Origin of the sequence: Paraburkholderia sp. MM5477-R1 (assembly GCF_050436385.1) — a bacterium.
In the GTDB taxonomy this organism is placed as follows: Bacteria; Pseudomonadota; Gammaproteobacteria; order Burkholderiales; family Burkholderiaceae; genus Paraburkholderia; species Paraburkholderia tuberum.
In genome coordinates, this window is record NZ_JBNDMC010000010.1 from 671,542 (window position 1) to 688,889 (window position 17,348).

17 protein-coding genes are annotated in these 17,348 nt (G+C 60.8%); 7 read left to right on the top strand and 10 right to left on the bottom strand.

The window, feature by feature from the left end; all coding sequences use genetic code 11:
- Window positions 1–7 precede the first annotated feature (7 nt).
- The 8 genes from OKW35_RS46890 to OKW35_RS46925 all read right to left on the bottom strand — a co-directional run bounded on the left by OKW35_RS46890 (window position 8) and on the right by OKW35_RS46925 (window position 8,066).
- Window positions 8–781, bottom strand: a complete 774-nt coding sequence (locus OKW35_RS46890; protein ID WP_429555630.1) for a 3'(2'),5'-bisphosphate nucleotidase CysQ — start codon at window positions 779–781, stop codon at window positions 8–10.
- On the bottom strand, window positions 778–1,287 hold the full coding sequence (locus tag OKW35_RS46895) for a VOC family protein (RefSeq protein WP_184061911.1): 510 nt from the start codon (window positions 1,285–1,287) through the stop codon (window positions 778–780). Before OKW35_RS46895 ends, OKW35_RS46890 begins: the two co-directional genes overlap by 4 nt.
- Window positions 1,287–2,336 carry a sulfotransferase family protein gene (locus tag OKW35_RS46900; RefSeq protein ID WP_260321259.1) on the bottom strand — a complete coding sequence of 350 codons (1,050 nt, stop codon included), beginning with the start codon at window positions 2,334–2,336 and terminating at the stop codon, window positions 1,287–1,289. The genes OKW35_RS46895 and OKW35_RS46900 overlap by 1 nt, the downstream gene beginning before the upstream one ends.
- A 147-nt stretch (window positions 2,337–2,483) precedes the next feature.
- Complete coding sequence (locus OKW35_RS46905; RefSeq protein ID WP_429555631.1) at window positions 2,484–3,650, bottom strand: DUF1214 domain-containing protein; 1,167 nt, start codon at window positions 3,648–3,650, stop codon at window positions 2,484–2,486.
- Window positions 3,638–4,660 (bottom strand): alcohol dehydrogenase catalytic domain-containing protein, encoded by a 1,023-nt coding sequence (locus OKW35_RS46910; protein WP_429555632.1) that lies wholly within the window; start codon window positions 4,658–4,660, stop codon window positions 3,638–3,640. The genes OKW35_RS46905 and OKW35_RS46910 overlap by 13 nt, the downstream gene beginning before the upstream one ends.
- A gap of 334 nt (window positions 4,661–4,994) precedes the next feature.
- Window positions 4,995–5,804, bottom strand: a complete 810-nt coding sequence (locus tag OKW35_RS46915; RefSeq protein WP_429555633.1) for a MarR family transcriptional regulator — start codon at window positions 5,802–5,804, stop codon at window positions 4,995–4,997.
- 224 nt (window positions 5,805–6,028) lie between these two features.
- Window positions 6,029–6,847, bottom strand: a complete 819-nt coding sequence (locus OKW35_RS46920) for an SDR family NAD(P)-dependent oxidoreductase (RefSeq protein ID WP_429555634.1) — start codon at window positions 6,845–6,847, stop codon at window positions 6,029–6,031.
- 157 nt (window positions 6,848–7,004) lie between these two features.
- Complete coding sequence (locus OKW35_RS46925) at window positions 7,005–8,066, bottom strand: phosphotransferase (protein ID WP_184062004.1); 1,062 nt, start codon at window positions 8,064–8,066, stop codon at window positions 7,005–7,007.
- Between OKW35_RS46925 and OKW35_RS46930 the strand changes: the two genes are divergently transcribed.
- The 6 genes from OKW35_RS46930 (at window position 8,065) to OKW35_RS46955 (ending at window position 14,771) form a co-directional block, all read left to right on the top strand.
- Window positions 8,065–8,754, top strand: a complete 690-nt coding sequence (locus tag OKW35_RS46930; protein WP_429555635.1) for a MarR family winged helix-turn-helix transcriptional regulator — start codon at window positions 8,065–8,067, stop codon at window positions 8,752–8,754. The two genes, OKW35_RS46925 and OKW35_RS46930, sit on opposite strands and share 2 nt — an antisense overlap.
- Before the next feature lie 292 nt (window positions 8,755–9,046).
- Window positions 9,047–10,291: an acyl-CoA reductase gene (locus OKW35_RS46935; protein ID WP_429555636.1), complete on the top strand. Its 1,245-nt coding sequence runs from the start codon at window positions 9,047–9,049 to the stop codon at window positions 10,289–10,291.
- On the top strand, window positions 10,291–11,676 hold the full coding sequence (locus tag OKW35_RS46940; protein ID WP_429555637.1) for a hypothetical protein: 1,386 nt from the start codon (window positions 10,291–10,293) through the stop codon (window positions 11,674–11,676). The genes OKW35_RS46935 and OKW35_RS46940 overlap by 1 nt, the downstream gene beginning before the upstream one ends.
- 36 nt (window positions 11,677–11,712) lie before the next feature.
- Window positions 11,713–12,564 carry an oxidoreductase gene (locus OKW35_RS46945; RefSeq protein WP_429555638.1) on the top strand — a complete coding sequence of 284 codons (852 nt, stop codon included), beginning with the start codon at window positions 11,713–11,715 and terminating at the stop codon, window positions 12,562–12,564.
- A gap of 30 nt (window positions 12,565–12,594) precedes the next feature.
- A complete protein-coding gene (locus OKW35_RS46950; protein ID WP_090808874.1) occupies window positions 12,595–13,959 on the top strand; it encodes a hypothetical protein in 1,365 nt (454 codons plus the stop codon).
- A 206-nt stretch (window positions 13,960–14,165) separates the two neighbouring features.
- Complete coding sequence (locus tag OKW35_RS46955) at window positions 14,166–14,771, top strand: TetR/AcrR family transcriptional regulator (protein WP_260334929.1); 606 nt, start codon at window positions 14,166–14,168, stop codon at window positions 14,769–14,771.
- Window positions 14,772–14,804: 33 nt separating this feature from the next.
- Here OKW35_RS46955 and OKW35_RS46960 read toward each other — a convergent pair whose 3' ends face one another.
- Window positions 14,805–15,380: a PaaI family thioesterase gene (locus tag OKW35_RS46960; protein ID WP_429555639.1), complete on the bottom strand. Its 576-nt coding sequence runs from the start codon at window positions 15,378–15,380 to the stop codon at window positions 14,805–14,807.
- On the opposite strand from OKW35_RS46960, the gene OKW35_RS46965 reads away from it, so the two are divergent.
- Entirely contained in the window at window positions 15,380–16,531 is a 1,152-nt protein-coding gene (locus OKW35_RS46965; protein ID WP_429555640.1) for an NADH:flavin oxidoreductase, read from the top strand. The two genes, OKW35_RS46960 and OKW35_RS46965, sit on opposite strands and share 1 nt — an antisense overlap.
- Window positions 16,532–16,593: 62 nt before the next feature.
- On the opposite strand, the gene OKW35_RS46970 is transcribed toward OKW35_RS46965, so the two are convergent.
- Window positions 16,594–17,289 carry an SDR family NAD(P)-dependent oxidoreductase gene (locus OKW35_RS46970; protein ID WP_429493357.1) on the bottom strand — a complete coding sequence of 232 codons (696 nt, stop codon included), beginning with the start codon at window positions 17,287–17,289 and terminating at the stop codon, window positions 16,594–16,596.
- Between the last annotated feature and the right edge of the window lie 59 nt (window positions 17,290–17,348).

Genomic DNA, 17,348 nt, shown 5'->3' on the forward strand with positions numbered 1-17,348 from the left:
AGCAGAGTCACAGCGCGGCCGCGATGGCGGCCAGCATCGATTCGGCGATCTCACGTCGACATATGAGTAAATCGGGCATCCAGACGTCTACTCCGTTATAGATGCACGGGTTCCCGTCTATGCGGCTGGCGTGAAGGCCAGCCGCGAGCGCGACGCCTACTGGAGCGCACGAATCCCACTCGTATTGACCGCCTGCGTGCAGATACGCGTGAGCCTCGCCACACAGTACCGCCATTGCCTTTGCGCCTGCCGAGCCCATGGGGACAAGTTCAGCATTCAGTCGCTGGGCGACCCTCAGCGCCAGTTCCGGAGCGCGGGAACGGCTCACCAGAATTTTCAGGCGCCCTTCGGGCGCTGGGGGCAACTCCGGCGGCGATAACGTTCCGAATGTGACCCCACAGGCCGGAAGCGCCACAGCGCAAGCGCGGGGTTCGCCGCAAACCGTCAGTGCCACATGGACCGCCCAGTCCTCGCGCCCCTCGAGTCGTTCGCCATACTCGCGCGTGCCATCGAGCGGGTCGATGATCCATACACGATCGAGAGCTAGCCGCTTTGGATCCGGCGCGGATTCTTCCGACAGAAAGCCGTCATCTGGTCGGGTGCGAGCGAGAATGTCTGCAATCAGCTCGTTCGCCTTGGCATCGCCGACTGCGCCCAACGGTTTGCCCGCAAGCACGGCCGACGCGCGCATCGCGTTCAAGGCGCCGCCGGCCGCCGTAGCGATGTGCACTGCGAGACAGTGATCATCGTCAACCGGAAGCGCCGTGCTGACAGCGTTCATTGGACCACTCCATTGCGAGGCACCTGTTCCATCGCAGCGAGACCGGCAGGGGTGTACCAGATATGCTCGATATAGTGTCCGAGCGTCCCCCGGTGATCCGTATAGAAGTACCGGGCGGAACCACGCGACTGGCCGTCGATGACGATGGGCACGCCCGCGGCAGCCATTTCCTCACGCTGTGTTTCGAACGCCGCTTCGCTCTCGATCAGCTGCGCTATGTGATGATGGCGAATCGCGAAGCCGTCTCGAGGCAGGGCATCGCGATAGACGCGGTCGTCGCCGCACAGCGGCTCGATCAGTTCCAGCTGAAGCGACCCGACGAACGCGAGCGCGATGTTCAGCTTGCAGCGACGTCCCGCGATGGACTCTATTTCAATACCCGGCAAGCGCGCCCACGTCGGCACCTTCTGTTCTCTGCGAAAGCGCTCAATTGCCTCGTCCACATCGGTGGTGACGTACGCGATCTGCAGAAAGCCGGAAAACGGGGAAAGCGACGGCGTTTTCATCAGTGCAGTCCATAGGTGGTCATATAGCGGGAGAAGCGCTCCCTGATCGCTGCCGGTGCAAGGCCGAATTCGTCCTGCGTATATCGATGCGCGCCATAAGCGCGTTCGGGACTCTGCTTGACGCGTCGGCGCATCGCTTCCATCGTTTCGGCGGTCAGTCCGAAGCCGAAGTGGCCGTAGATACGCGTCATGGTGCCAATCGGATCGGCGTGGAAGTCGGCCTGCCTGATATCGAGGAACTGCCGGTTCGGCAAGGACGCGCGCGCCGCAATTGCCGCTTCGCTGGCGCGCGCCCAGTTATCCAGTTCGCGCCTGCCGATCTCGTGCCTGTCGACCTGCTCGCCCTCAGAAATCCGACGCGCCATCGCCAGCACGCTCGCGAGCGAAGGCAGCGCCGCCACCGGATCTCGATGTGTCTGTACCACGCATGCATCGGGAAAGACCTCGAACAGCGCGGGTAACTGCATCAGGTGTCCGGGATTCTTCAGGAGCCACGTCTTTTCGCTGTCGCGCGCACCGATGAGACTGATCGTCTTTGCCAGGTAACGATATGCAGGCAATTCGCTCTGTTCACGCCACCAGCGATCGTATTGAGGTACACGGAACGACGAGCCCCACAGATTGCTGCAAAAGCCCTGCTTGAGTATTTCGAGGCATTCATCTACCTCGTCAGCCACGATATTGTGTGCCGCGCGCATCTCTGGCGCTGACCTGAAAAAGGCCTCGAGCCCGGCCGCGGTCGCCTGGAACTGAACATGGCTGGTCCACGTATCGCGCGGAGGCCGCGGCTGCGGAAAGACGGTCAGCCATTTTTCCAAACCCTGAAATTGTGGATCAACCGAAAGCAGCTTGTGCAGCGCGGTCGTACCGGTTCTCGGTATGCCGGTGATGACGAGTGGGCGCCGCGGCGTCCGCGACAACACATCGGCATGCTTGCGCAGCCCCTCTACCAGCGTCAGGCGCGAAACCAAAGCACCGACAACAGCATTCCAGGCAAATTCCCGTCCGCCCGGCGCGAAGCGCGGACCATCTTCGTCGAGCGCGTTCAAAAGCTGTGTCAGGCCCGGCCTGTACTCAGCGCTGGAGCCGAAATCCGTCAGGCCAGCGGCAGCACTCGCGCTCGCGTGAAGTTCGTCCTCCGCACCCGTGAATCGTTTCGATACTGACATCTGTCGTCTCCCGAACCATTCTTGTCGCTACCACCGCCGTCTCAACTGCGCACCTATGCGTCTCTCGCGCAGAAGTCTGCCGCGCTCGCTCGCGTCTATGAAGCGAGTTCCTGCCGGCAAGTGATTGCGCAACTCGCAAAGCGGCACACGTTTGAGTGTCGGAACTGGTTCCGAGCTACACCCATACCATCTGCCTATCGCAGTCCCACGATTGACGCCGCATGTATCCAGCCAGTTCAGGACACCGGGATCGCGATGAGCAATCACCGCGCGAAAATGGCCGTCGTCGTCGACGTGTGCCTGATGCCCATTGAGGCTGCTTTGGTGATCGATATAGTCAAGCGCGTTGAACAGTGTGTCGTTCAATTGCACGTTCCAGTAGCGGCGCGTCTGCGGCAGCGCGGTTTCGAGAATGAGCGCTTCATCATCACCGAAATCGAAAATGGCCTGCCAGTACGCCTGCTTCGCGAGCCCACCGCCGAAAGCGAAAAACTCGAACTCGTTCACCTTGATTCGCGTGCGCAGTTGCTGCATATGGGTGAGCCAGCGACGTGACAAACGCTCCGCGTAGTCCATCAACTCGCCGGTACGCCTCGCGATCTCCTCGTGGCCCATCGACGGCTTCAACAGCGGGGCATCGAGGCACTCGATAGCGATTCGCGCGTCGCGTTCCCTTCCCCATGCATACGAGCGCTGGCGCAGCATGGCGAAGTCAGCCTCGCGATGCTGCTCGATCCAGTTGCCGTCGTACCCGGCAGGACGCCGCGCGCTCAACAAAATTTCGAAGCTGCCGTCATCGCCAATTTCTACGTCGTCGAGGTCGAACTGACCGAGCGGCGGATGGGCTTCATCGGTAGTGCCCATGATCCCGCGGCCGAGGTCGAGCGTCAGCAAATGCACGCTGCCGCGTTCTCCGACTATCCGGTATCGCAGGTCTCCTCGCAACGGTGCGACGAAATAGGTATCGTCGGGATTCGGCTGCAGCATGAAGACTGAGTTAAGGAAGGGCAGCCAGTCAGGATGAAACGGATCGGATTGGAAGTAGATGAAGTAGGCCAGCGAAAGATTCATCTGAAACTGCCGATACAGCTCCGCGCGCGTTTGAGGATCGCTGGGTGTTTCAGTCAATTCGAGCAGACTGTCCGCGGTTGCCAACTGGGAGAGATAGTCGCGCCAGGATTTCAGCTCAGCCATGGATTCACCATTACCTTGCATTGCGTCGAGCGATTGCGCAGAGCCTCAAACATCTCGGGTAACGCGTCGAGAGAGACGCGATCCGTGATCATCGCGCGCGGTTCGACACAGCCCGCGTCGAACACGTTAGCGACATGAGTGAACTCTTGCATACTGTAGGTGACAGCGAACTGAATTCGCACTTCCTTCCACACCGCTACTGCCGGGATAAATTGATCTGGCACCGTGCAGAAGCCGAGCACTACGACGTCACCCCGCGGCTTGACGCAATGAATCGCCTTCGCAATCAGATCCTTTTGCCCTGCGCATTCGAAAACGACGTCTGGTGAACCCTTAAGAGCTTCGCCAGCCAGCGCCGCCAGATCCTGCCCCTCCTCCGGAACTACGAACTCGTCCGCACCCATGTGCCGCGCAAGCGCTTCGCGGCGCAGTGAGGAAGCGGTGACGACGATGCGTCCGGCGCCGAGGCGGCGGGCCCAGAACGTCGCCGCGAGCCCGACGGGACCCGCGCCAATCACGAGCGCTTTCGCACCCGGCGTGAGTTTTGCCAACGCAACGCCGTGCAAGCCAACCGCCATTGGTTCGATCAGTGCGCCGTCCTCCATGCTCAGCGTCTTCGGGAGCCTGGTCGTTACGCGCTCGGTCACGACTGCATACTGAGCGAAGCCCGCGGCGGCGCCCTTGAAATGCGCGCAAAAGTTGGGCTTGCCGGATAGACAAGTCGCGCAGTGCCCGCATCCGACGAACGGCAGCGCGGTAACTGGGTCGCCAACCTTCAGCTTCTCTACACCCTTTCCCAAGGCAATCACCTCGCCAGCGAATTCGTGGCCAAGTGTTGAATTTTCTGGAAGCGTGAAATGCGGAGCGTGCCCATCCGTCATGTGAAGATCCGATCCGCAAATACCGCAGCGGTGAATCTTTAGCACGACTTCTCCGGCTGCTGGACTGGGATCGGCAACACTCCTAACTTCCAGCGGCAAACCTACCCTCGTGAAATACGCGGCTCTCATCGCTCGGATCTCCGTTTGGCGTGAATGTCCTGCTCGTCACCAACATCTGTAAATGTACTTTACTGGGAAAGTATCTCGGTTAATCCAGGTGTTTGTACCGAGCGAGCACGAGAAGACAGCGCTCCAATGCGTTGCCGCGGAGCTATCGCTCGGCAAGATACCGTTGTGGGGGAGTGGTGATTGCCACCGGATGCGTCGGAGGCAACAAAAGACGCAGAAGAAGGCCCGCTAAGAACGCGGGCCTGTGACTGGTCTTGCGTCTTGCGCGCTTGTTGCCAGCCGAGATGGCGATGAGTTAGGCGTTGCTATCGAGACGGTGAGCACCGCAACTATGTCAGGCGCGCTCGGCACTCCGACGTGCGGCCTCTGCGTCTGCGAACAGATGCAGTTCCCGCAACAAAATCGACAGTGCCGCTCGCCGTTCGGGCGTCATATGACTGGATGCCACCCAGTCGGTGCCATACGCCCCCTCATGGAGAATGTTCGTTAAAACCTTGCGCGCCCGTGACTTCATTCGCACGAGAATTCCACGCCCATCCGCCGGATCCGGCAAGCGCTCCACCAAGCCGATCTGCTCAAGTCTGCTGACGCACTTGGTGATGCCGCCGAGCGTCATCGCCAGCGGTTTTTGCAGCTGCGTTGGAGACTGGGTATAAGGCGGCCCTGAAACCAGCAGCGCGTCCAATAGCAATAGTTCGGCTGCCAGCAGGCCCTGACTCGCAGCGGCTTCCTTGAGCGCCCGGTCGATGTGCGCAGATAGCCGTAGAAGTCGTTGCCCGATCAGATAGATGTTCGCGTCCTCCGCTGGCCACTCGCGCGCCCACACTACGGCCTGTTGGTCCAACGCATCGCCATCTTCGGGGCATGCTGACTTCTGCAACGCTACGCATTCCGTCAGGAATTGTGCTTCAGCCTGAGAACGTCTCGAATAGAACGCCTCGCCATTGTCATCGACAGCAACATCGATCCAGCCGGCCTCGTCAAGCGCATTCAGGTGACGCGTCACCCCCGCACGTGACATGTTCAGTTCACGCGCCAATGCGGCTGCGCTTTGCGCCCCCTTGCTCAGCAGCGCCAACAGTTGTCGTCTGGAAGCGTCCGCTAATGCGGCAAAAAGCGAATCTGCGGCCTTGCGAGCAGTCATGCCATCATCGATCGGTGGAGACCCTCGCCTCTCGGATCGCAAAAACGCGTGCCGAGCAAAGGGGCGATTGGCATGAACCGCAATTCGACGGCCATGCTAATGCCAGACAGGTGCCGTTTCCTGTAACGCGGGTCAAATTCGGCCCCGCTAAGTTACCAGAAAGCCAGGAAAGCACAGCGAAAAGTGACGCTTTGCTGCCCGACGTACCCCGCCCGATACGGTGGCTATTGCTGGACCAGTTCGTACGCCGCAAGCGCCGCAATCTGCGTCACGCCACCGTCCACGGGTAAGCACGTGCCGGTAATGAATCGCGATTCGTCGCTGGCGAGAAACAGCGCGGCGGCCGCGACGTCCCATGCATCTCCCTCCAATGGGAGGGGCGCGATCTTGCGGCGCCGTTCGCGAGCCTTATCGTCAAGCATGCTTTCCACCATTGGCGTAAAAATATGCCCCGGAGCAATCGCGTTGGCACGAACCTGATCGCGGCCGTACATCACCGCGAGTTCACGCGTAAAGCCGACCATTCCCGCCTTTGACGAGCCATACGCGGCCGACCCGTGGCTGCGGATGCCTGCGACCGAACCGATGTTGACGATGGCCCCGCCCCCGCGCGCCACGATCTTCGGCACCGCACTTCGGCTCATCAAGAACGCACTTTTCAGATTGACGTCGATCACACGGTCCCAGGACGCTTCGTCGACGTCCTGCAATCTCCCCGGCGCGCCTGAGATACCGACGTTGTTGATGAGAATGTTCAGACCTCCATACCGCTGAACGGTCTCTTCGACAATGCGCGCACAGACAGCGCCGTCCGTGACATCGCCGGTCGATACGAACGCTCGGCCGCCCGCTTCCGTGATCAGCGCGAGCGTTTCCGCCGCCCGCTCGTACTGCTGATCGACGAGACAGACGGACGCGCCCTCCGCCGCAAAAAGGCAGGCAATGGCCTTACCCGTGCCAAAACCCCGACCGAGCGATCCTGCGCCGGTCACGATCGCGATCTTGCCGCTTAAACGTTGATGAAAGATTTTCGGAACAGGCATGCTGTAATCGGTCGATGAAAGTCGATTGTCATCTTGAACGTTCGAGCGAGCACTTGCACGTTCACGTTCAAGCCATAACTCGCCAGGAGGCTGCCGATGGTCGAGCTTAGTCTCGCGAGGCCAATAATGCAACATATGGTTGCATTATTGGCCTGGATCATGTCGATTCGCGCACCGTGCCGTGATCCAACAATGCCGCGCCAAAGCGTGCCGCATACGCGGTGTTCACTGCTTCGGTCTGGAAGCGGGTTTCGTTAATCGCAAAGATGAAGTATCCATACGCGAGATCGCGTCGATAGTCGTTCCACGCTTCGTCGAAATCGGGCGCCTCGACCCCGCCAATCGCCAGCTGCGAAAGATAGTGTTCGAGCAGCGACCGCTCCCATGAGCGACGGTCCTCGATATCGAGTGCGCACCCTATGTGATAGGCAACCTCGAGGCTCCAAGGCGCCCGACTGACCTGGGCATCGAAAAAACCGGGCGTCCCGTCAGCTTCGACGTACAGATTTCCCAGATGCGTATCGCCGTGAATAAGGCATACCGGTTTGCTCTTATGTTCGCGCGCAATGCGCGCGAGAGATGCCATCATCCAGTCCCGATCGTGCAGATACCGGCTTACTGCCGCTCCTCTCGGCAGCGATATGTAGTGGGCCCAGACGTCCGGTTCGAGGTATCGGTTCTGGTATTCCAGCGACCAGTCCGAAAAGCGCTCTCCCACCCATTCGAGCCGACCGCCCTTGTCGAACTCCCGGCTGTTCCATGTTTGCGCGTGATAGCGCGCCATCGCACTCAACCGTAGGGCGACTTGTTCGTAGCCCTGCGATTGCTGGGCACGGCAAAACTGAACGTTACGCTCGCTCAGGTCCTCCATCACTACGACCGATTGCCAGGCGTCAGGATCCGTGCCTGCAAAAAAGCATCTAGGCGCGTTCATGTTGATGAACGGTAGAACGTCGCGATAAAAACGCATTTCGTTGCGATACATGTCTCTCATCGAAGGACTGTGATCCTCGAAACCGCCCTTGACGATCATGCGCGCCGGCAGCGCCATTGCCTGTCCCGCGTCGTTGTACTCGAGTGCGACGCGTACCTTGGTCGACGTACCCGGCAATACCTCCACGTGCCGGCACGAAGTTACTTCGGCGCCGGGAAAGCGGAACGCGATCGCGGAGCTTAGCCACTTTGCGGTCACTTCCTCAACAGCGACAGGCAACGCCATGTCACTTACCACACCAGATTCCGACAAGGTTCCTCCCGAAGATTGCAAACAAAAAGACGCGTGCGCATCGTCGCGCATACCTGCTCCCCGTCGCAACATGGGGAAAACCACACCTCACCTATCGTTGCATATTTTGAATGCCGTGCATATAGTTGCTTGCAAATGCAGCTACTTTTTTGGCAGGAAATCGATGAATCTATCCGACTCCGTCACGCTCGAGCGAGAACCGGCTGGCGCCGAACTCGCAAAGAGACTTGCGCCAGAGGAATACCGTACTGAAGATAGTGTCGCGTTCAAGATGAACCTGGTTCATCTTCTGCTTGGCGCGGAAATCGACGCAAAGCTCGCTGCGAGCGAGCTTTCAGCAATACAGTGGGGAATCCTGAAAGCACTGTACGACGGACGTGCTCGCACACCTACCGCCTTGTGCCGGGTGCTGCTCGCTGACAGCAGCATCATGACCCGCAAGCTCGATTCGCTTGAAAAAAGAGGATTGATCGAACGAATTCGCAGCACTTCCGACCGACGCTGTGTCGAGCTCACACTGACTGAAAACGGCCGCCAGTTGTTGCGCGGAACCCTGCCGCACATCGTCGATGCAAGCAATCGGCAGCTTCGCGGCTTCACGGTCGAAGAAGTCCGAACCGTCAAACATTTACTCGATCGGATGATCGTCAATCTGAGCTGACTAGCGATAGCAAGCTCGGAATGGACCAGCGTCTGCGCCCCAAGTCAACGCGTATCGATATTTGAAAGGAGCTTTTATGGAGCACCCCGAAACAACGGAAAGGCAACGCGGGAACCCGGCGCAGGAGCCCAGCCTCGTGCCGCTGCCGGTTCCTCACGTATACCGCGGTCGCACTGTCACCGGAAGCGCCATCAGGCACGTATCGCGTGATCTTGGCCAAGGTTTCTGCACGCCCAGGATCGACCTTGACGACCTCGTGTGGCCGCGAGCTGAGTCAGGCCCCGCCTTCGATATGCCGATTGCGAAGGTTATCGACTTTCTTGTCGAGCTGGGGCCGCGTTTGCATCTGGACGTCAATCCGCTGATGCAGGCCGCGCTCGAGTCAATGATCAAAGTGAGTCCGCTCGGGCGACGGATTCTCGAAAACTGCTATCGCGACATTCCCAACCTTTTCGCACGCGAGGTGATCGAGGACGAGTTGCGCGTAAGTCTTGGCGACGCGCGCCTCGTCGACGGTTGGGTGGTACGCACGCTGCGCGGGCGCCCGAGTCGTCTGCGCGCGTTTCCACCACGCCTCGTACATGTGCTCGCAGGCAACTCGCCGATGGTGGCTGCCATGACGGTCATGCGCGCGGCGCTGACGAAAGGCGTCCACCTGCTCAAGCTGCCTTCGAACGACCTTTTCACGGCCACTGCAATTCTGCGCACGATGGCCGACATCGACCCGGATCATCCCGTCACCCAGTCGTTTTCGGCTGCGTATTGGCGCGGTGGAGACGAAAATGTCGAGTCGATTCTTTATCGTCCGCAGTACTTCGACAAGATTGTCGTATGGGGCGGCGACAGCGCGGTTCGGCACGTGATGCGCTACGCTGGCCCCGGGCTCGAGCTGGTCGCGTTCGATCCGAAGGTATCTATCTCGCTGGTCGGCCGTGAAGCCTTTGCATCCGACGAGGTGCTGCGCGACGTCGCGCGTGCCGGCGCAGCCGATGTGCTGTCGTTCAACCAGGACGCGTGCAATGCGAGCCGGTATCAATTCATCGAAGGCGACGAAGACGACGCCGACCGCTATGCCGAGCAACTGGCGCTGGCACTCGGCCAGGACTTTCGCTATGGCGACGGCCAGGGCCCGCTGGTGCCCAGCGACATTCGCGAAGCGGTTGATGTGCTGCGTGAGATGGAGCCGCTCTACCGGGTGTTCGGCGGATACGACGGCAAGGGGCTCGTCATTCGCTCGGAAGAAATGGTCGATTTTCATCCCATTTGCAAGACCGTCAACGTCGTTCCCGTGGCAAGCCTGCGCGACGGTGCGCGCTATGCGACCGTCGCGACGCAAACGGTCGGCATCTATCCGCCGCACCGGGTCACAGAGGTGCGCGACGCGCTCGCGTGCGCTGGCGTGCAACGCATCGTGGCGCTGGGCGAGTCTATTTCAGATGGGGTTGGCGGCTATCCGCACGACGGCATGTTCCCGATCCATCGATTCATGAAATGGGTCTCGGAGGAATCGGGCCCGAATCCGGGGGAGACCCAATAATGCAAGCCCTTTCCACGCTGCTTCAACTCACGGATCTTCAAGACCCCTTCCGCAACGCGCCGGAAAGCCTCCATGCCGCGCAACTGCAAGCCGTGCGCGAGCGCTTCGCGCAGCGCCGGCAGCAGATTCGCATTCTCGACAAGCGAGCCAGCGAAGCCGGGGTGACGGAAGTGAAGAGCATGAGCGACGCCGTGCCATTGCTTTTTGCCGACTCCGTCTACAAGAGCTATCCCGATTCGTTCATCGAGCAGGGGAAATGGCGCCACCTCACGGCGTGGCTTCAAACGCTCACAACCCGCAAGATCGACGGACTCGACTACGGCACGATCGCCGATCTCGACGACTGGATCCATGCGCTGCGTCGAAACGGCCACTATGTAATGAGCTCGAGCGGGACCTCGGGCAAGCAGTCCTTCATTTACCAGAGCGAAGCCGACCGCGAACTCGGCTGGCGCCTCCTCTCCCAAGGCATTCGCTGGGCGGCGAGCGGCATGCGCGATCCGTCGCGTCGCTATCCCGTGTTCCTTCTGACGCCCTCCTCCGGCTCTTACACCGGAACGGAGCGCATGGCGAAATTCGCCGAATCGATTGCGATGCCGGGCGACCTTCATTACATGTCGGATGTGCCGCAAAGCGCCGCGCACACCACGCGCATGGCGCGCATGCGGCGGGCCATCGCGGACGGCACCGCGCTCCCCAGTGAAATCGAAGCCTTCCAGAACGAAAGTCGAGAACGCAGCGAACGCGTACAAGCCGATTTCCGGCAGTTCATCGACCAACTTCTCGAACGGCGTCACGAGCCCATGTTCATCATGGGCATGATGGGCATGCTTTATCAGATCGTCGCCACGGCGCGCCAGCGTGGCATTCCCGACGCCGACTTTCATCCCGACACGATCATTAGTATCGGCGGCGGCAAGAAAGGTGCGAACCTGCCAGAAGATTTCCAGCAACAGTGCGAGCGCTTCTTCAACTTCAACGCGACCAACTTCAACGACGGCTACGGCATGGGCGAAGTATCGGGCTTTTGCCCGTGGTTTCACGAAGCGAAGGCGTGGACGGTCCCGCCCTGGCTCGTCCCGCTGGTGCTCGACTCGACCGGCGAACAACTGCTTAATCCTGCGGACGGGAAAGGCATCGTCGAGGGACGGCTCGCCATGATCGACCTGCTCGCGGATGGGCGCTGGGGCGGCCTGATCAGCGGCGACAAGGTCACCGTGGAGTTCGGTCACGGCATCGACGGCGTGCGCACGCCGATCATTCGCGACGTGGTGCGCTACAAGGATTTGCCCGGCGGCGACGACAAGCTGTCCTGCGCGGGAACGATCGACGCCTACGTCCGCGGAGAGATCGCCGACATGACCGAGGCCCGGACCGCTAACTAAATCGATGTTTGCTACTCATCTGAAGGCCAATCGACAATGACTGAAACACAGACAAGCCCAGCCGTGTGGTTCATTACCGGCGTTTCGTCCGGCTTCGGCCGCTCGCTTGCGGAAGCGGTCCTCGCCCGTGGCGACAGAGTGGTCGGGACCGTTCGGAATGACGCACAGATCACGCCGTTCGAAAATCTCGCACCCGGACGCGCGCACGGTGTGCTGCTTGACGTGACCGACGCGGCAGCCGTGCCTCGCGGCGTCGAGCAGGCCATCGACCGCGCGGGACCGATCGACGTACTCGTCAACAATGCGGGCTACGGTCTCTTCGGCGCATTTGAAGAGGTCTCCGACGCGGAAGCACGTCAGCTGTTCGATACCAACGTGTTTGGAACGGTCAACGTGATACGCGCCGTACTGCCTCATTTTCGCGAGCGCGGCCGCGGTCATATCGTGAACTTCTCGTCGGTCGCGGGCGTGATCGGCATCACGGGCTGCAGTTTCTATTGCGCTTCGAAGCATGCGATCGAAGGGCTTTCGGAATCGCTCGCTCGTGAACTGAGCCCGTTCGGGATTCGAGTGACCGTGGTCGAGCCGGGTGGCTTCCGCACCAATTTCGCGGGCGGATCGCTGAAGTGGAGCGAGGTCGAATCACCCGTCTATACGGAGACCGTGGGCAAGATGCGTCGTTACATGAGCAGCTACCACGGCACGCAAACGGGCGATCCGGCCAAGGCTGCCGACGCCATCGTGCGCGCGGTTTCCGCAGACGTCCCACCGCTGCGGCTACCGCTAGGTCCGGACGCCGTCGACCTCGTTCGGAAGAAACTTTCGTCCGTGCAACACGACCTCGAAGCCTGGCTCGACGTGTCGAGTTCCACCGACTTCGACCACTGACGCCTGGCAACTCATAGCCCTGGAGACGACATGTCCGCTCTGGACCCGTTCTATGCAATGCTGCGCGGTGAAAGCGACCCGTTTCGCAAGCACCCCGAGAACCTTCGCGAGCTTCAGCTCGCTGCCATGAAAGAGCGCTTCGCCGAGCGCCGCGAACAGATCAGGCTACTGCGTCGCAGAGCGGAAGATGTCGGCGTCAACGAAGTGACCCGCCATGAAGATATGGTGCCCCTGCTGTTCGCGCATCAGATCTACAAGAGCTACCCCGAGTCATTCATCGACAACGGCCGCTGGAAACATCTTTCGGCATGGCTGCAAACGCTATCGAGCAAACGGGTAGCCGAAGTCGATCTGGACGGCTTGGACAACGTCGACGCATGGATGGACCGTCTGCGCACAGCGGGACACCATGTTTTCAGCTCGAGCGGCACATCCGGAAAGTGCAGCTTCATCAGTCAGACGCAAGCCGATCTCGACAATGTCACCGAGTCGTGCGTGAAGCTGGGCGTCTACGGCAACGCAATGATCCGAAGAGATTTCGGCAAGCGCCCGGCTTTCCTCATGATGCCGCCTGCCGGCGCGCATCGGCATATCGAACCGGTACTGAACGCAGCGCAACGGCTCGGCGCGGAAACCACGCTGATGTTCGACGAACCGGTGCTCGCATCCGCAACGATTTCGATGGGCCGCATGCGCCGCGCAATCGCCGACGGCTCCGCGAAACCGAGCGAGGTCGCGGCGTTTCAGGAGCAGGCGGTGGCGCGCCAGCGTCATACCGGCAAGATGATCGACCGGTTTCTCGACAAGCTAACCGCGCAGCGCGAAGTTCCGGTGCTGGTCCAGGGCAACTGGTCGTTGCACTGGACGCTCGTCGAGCGCGCCCGTCAGCGCGGCAGCGCCGATGGCATCTGCCATCCGGATACGGTAATCACCACCGGTGGCGGCTTGAAGGGCACCTCGGCCCCCGCCGACTATCGGGAGCAAATCATCCGCTTCTACGGTATTCGTGCCGAGAACGTCCAGAACAGTTATGGCATGTCCGAGATGATCGGGACCGGCCCCTGGTCGGAAGTTGCGCAGGGTTATGCAATCTGCCCGTGGATCGTCCCGTTCGTCCTCGACAAGGCGGGAGAGCAACTGCTGAATCCTGCGGATGGACTGGGCGTCGTTGAGGGGCGCTTCGCGTTTTTCGACCTGCTGGCCGAAGGATACTGGGGTGGTTTCATCACTGGCGACAAGGTCGTGGTCGACTTTTCACCGGCGGGGAACACCGACGGCCTGCAGGGGCCGCTGGTCCGTCAAGTCGGCCGCTATGCCGATCTCGAGGAAGGCGAAGACAAGCTCTCGTGCGCAGGCACGATGGAGTCGTATGTACGTGGCATGATCAACGTTTGAGCCCTGCTGCGCGCGGTCCGAGCCCCAGGGGCGCCGTTACTGGCGCCCCCCTGGGCTCATGAGTATACTGATGTCCTGATTCCGACATCAAACACTCCCCGATGTACAAACCTATGTCAGTTCAGGCTCCCAACGGAGCCTCGCGGCTCGCTGCGGCGGACAAACCTCGAACGGCTGGCCGGCCCACCCACGACGATGCAGTTCAGTTGCGCGAGCGGCTGCTCGACGCCGCCAAATCCGTGTTCATCAGAGAAGGTTTCGGCGCGGCCAGGGTCGAGGAAATCGCATCGCTGGCTGGCGTCAGCAAAACGACCGTGTATCGCCAGTTCGGCACGAAGGAAGAGCTTTTTCGCTCCATCGTCTGGCGCGGGATGGCCGATCTGCGGGGCAAGATCTCGGAGCACCTGGAACCGGGCCGCGATTTTTCGACGAACATGGCATCCCTTATCGATGCGCTCGTCGAACACATGGCAATACCGGACAGCATGCACACTTCACGCATGGTCATTGGCGAGGCGATTCGCTTTCCCGATGTCGCAAAGCAGTTTCTGCAGTTCGTGGTGACGATGCTGGAGCCGCTAACCGGCGTTCTGGAAGCCGCCGCGCTCAGCGGCGTGATCGCCATCGACGATCCCTCGAACGCGGCGCGCGATCTTCTCACACTGGTCACAGGCGCGCCCGAAGTGCACCTCGCGGTTCAGACCACTCGTTCCGAGCGGAAACGCCGGGCTGAGCGGATTCATCGGCTTCTGTTGACCGCGTGGAGGTACCGTGCGGCACTGGATAAGGTTCGAGCCAGGTCAATGCCGTAACGTTCGCGCGGCCATCCAGGTCTCGCCGACGCACTAGCTGTCAATTTCACCCATCACCTGGAATTGCCCCGACGCCTGGGCGATGCATTTCGCATTCGCCCAGATCCGGCAGTCGGAGAAAATCACCCGCTTTCCCGAACGTAGAACGTCGACGTGTGCTTCCACCCAGTCGCCCGGCTCCGCGTTCCCCATGAAATTGACCGTCAAGCCCGTCGTCAACACCTTGACGGCCGGTTGACGCGAATACTTGCTCGCCCACGTGATGGCGGTGTCTGCCAGCATGCAAACAGCGCCCCCGTGCATCATCTGGCCAAGGTTGCGATGCGCTTCGCGAACGTACATGCCGACGACGTGTCCGCGTTCGCTCTTGCGAAAGTAGGTAGGTCCGAACATCCGATGGAAGGGACCGAACTCCGGCATCAATGCAAAGCCCTCCGGGATGAGCTTTGCGCCGCTCTCTTCGAGCGCGTCTACCGCCAATGAGTCTGCTTGCTCCAATGCAATCCTCCTGTTCAACGCCGCCGGCGAGACGGCGCCAATATCTGCTTTTTCATCGATAGAACATAGCGTATCATTATCCGCACGTAAGTCAACTATGTGAATGACCAATGAATACCGCTTCGCTCTTTTCGCCTCTCACCGTCCGCGGGGTCACGCTTGCCAACCGTATCGTCATGTCACCCATGACTCGCGGCTTTTCGCCGAACGGATTGCCCGGTAGTGACGTCGCCGCCTACTACAAGCGGCGTGCGCAGGGCGAGACAGGCCTGATCATCACAGAAGGCGTCGGCGTCGATCACCCCGCGGCGCTCGGCGAAGCCGGACTCGGAGAAAATTCGATTCCCGTGCTCGCCGGAGAGGAATCAGTTGCCGCGTGGCGACGCGTGACGGACGAAGTTCACGCTAGCGGCGGAATCATCTTTCCTCAGTTGTGGCATATGGGACCCATGAAAGAGGCGAATACGGGCCCCTTCCCGGCCGCCTCGCCACTGCGCCCATCGGGACTGTGGGGACCGGAAGGACGAATGACATCGCTCAACGCAGGTTACATGGAGCGCGTCATGCCGCCAACTCGCCCGATGACCGATGCCGAGATCGCGGACGTCATTGCAGCCTATGGTCGAAGCGCGCGCTATGCGACGGCCGCCGGCTTCGACGGCATCGCGATTCACGGAGCTCACGGCTATCTGATCGACGCTTTTTTGTGGGCAGAAACCAATCAACGCACGGATCGATGGGGCAAGGATCTCACGGCGCGCAGCCGCTTTGCCGCCGAAGTTGTCCGCGCAATCCGCGAAGCGATCGGCGCGACGATGCCGATCACGTTCCGCTTCTCCCAGTGGAAGCAGCAGGATTTCCGCGCGCGTCTCGCCAACGACCCGCACGAACTCGAGCACATTCTCGCGCCGCTCGCGGATGCTGGCGTCGACATCTTCGAGGCGAGCACCCGCTACTTCAACCGGGCGGAATTCGCGGGCTCAGAGATGAATCTCGCCGGTTGGGTGAAGAAGGTAACCGGCAAGCTTTCGATGACTGTTGGTGGGATCGGCATTAACAAGGGCTACTACGATTCAATGGCCGGGGCCGCGACATCGGCGCAGCCCGACCTCACTGCCCTGCTCGATCGTTTCTCACGCGGCGAGTTCGATCTTGTTGGCGTGGGACGCTCGCTTCTACATGATCCGAACTGGGCGCGGCGCGCACGGCTTGGCGAGCCGTTCCTCGGGTTCAGCAACGACTCGCTCGCACACCTCACCTGAAACGCGATTTGCAGTTGGCGCCGTTGACTCCGGCGTCAACTGCTATTTCCGGTTCAGGATCTTTACGTACGCCCGGTGACAGGAATCAACGCACCGGTCACCCCCGACGCGGCGCCAGACGCGAGAAAGAGAATCACCTCGGCGATTTCTTCAGGCCGTACCCAGCGGGAAAAGTCAGCGTCGGGCATATCCTTGCGGTTCTGTGGCGTATCGATGATGCCTGGCAAGATAGCGTTGACGGTAATGGAACGGCCTTTGAGTTCTTCGGCCAGCGCCTCAGTCAAACGCATCACCCCCGACTTCGAGGCCGCATACGCTCCCATGCCCGCGCCCGCCTTCAGCGCAGCGCCGGCTCCAATATTGATGATGCGTCCGCCCTCCGCGCTGTCGGCAATATGGTCGAGTGCCGCTTTCGACGCAGTCGCCGCCGTGCGCACGTTCGTCCGGTACATCAGATCCCAGGTGTCGAGACTGCCGTCCGCCAGCGTTTCCCAGCGAAAGCCTCCCGCTACATTGACGATTGCATCGAGCCTGCCAAGCTGCTCGACGACCGCGGAGAGCGCTGAGCGCGCCGCATCGAGATCAGTCAGCTCGACGCCTCCTCGCCACCAGGAAGCGTGCAGCTGCTCCGCGCTCGCGTTCTCCGGCTCGAGCGCCTTGTCGATCAGCGCGACCTTCCAGCCGTTCTCGGCAAACACGCGACCAACCGTGCGCCCAAGCGTGCCGAATCCACCCGTTATCGCCACTACCCGTTGCATGTGCATCTCTCCCTCGCCGCGCCCGGCGCCGCGGGTACCGCTGGCGCCGGACACTGTAA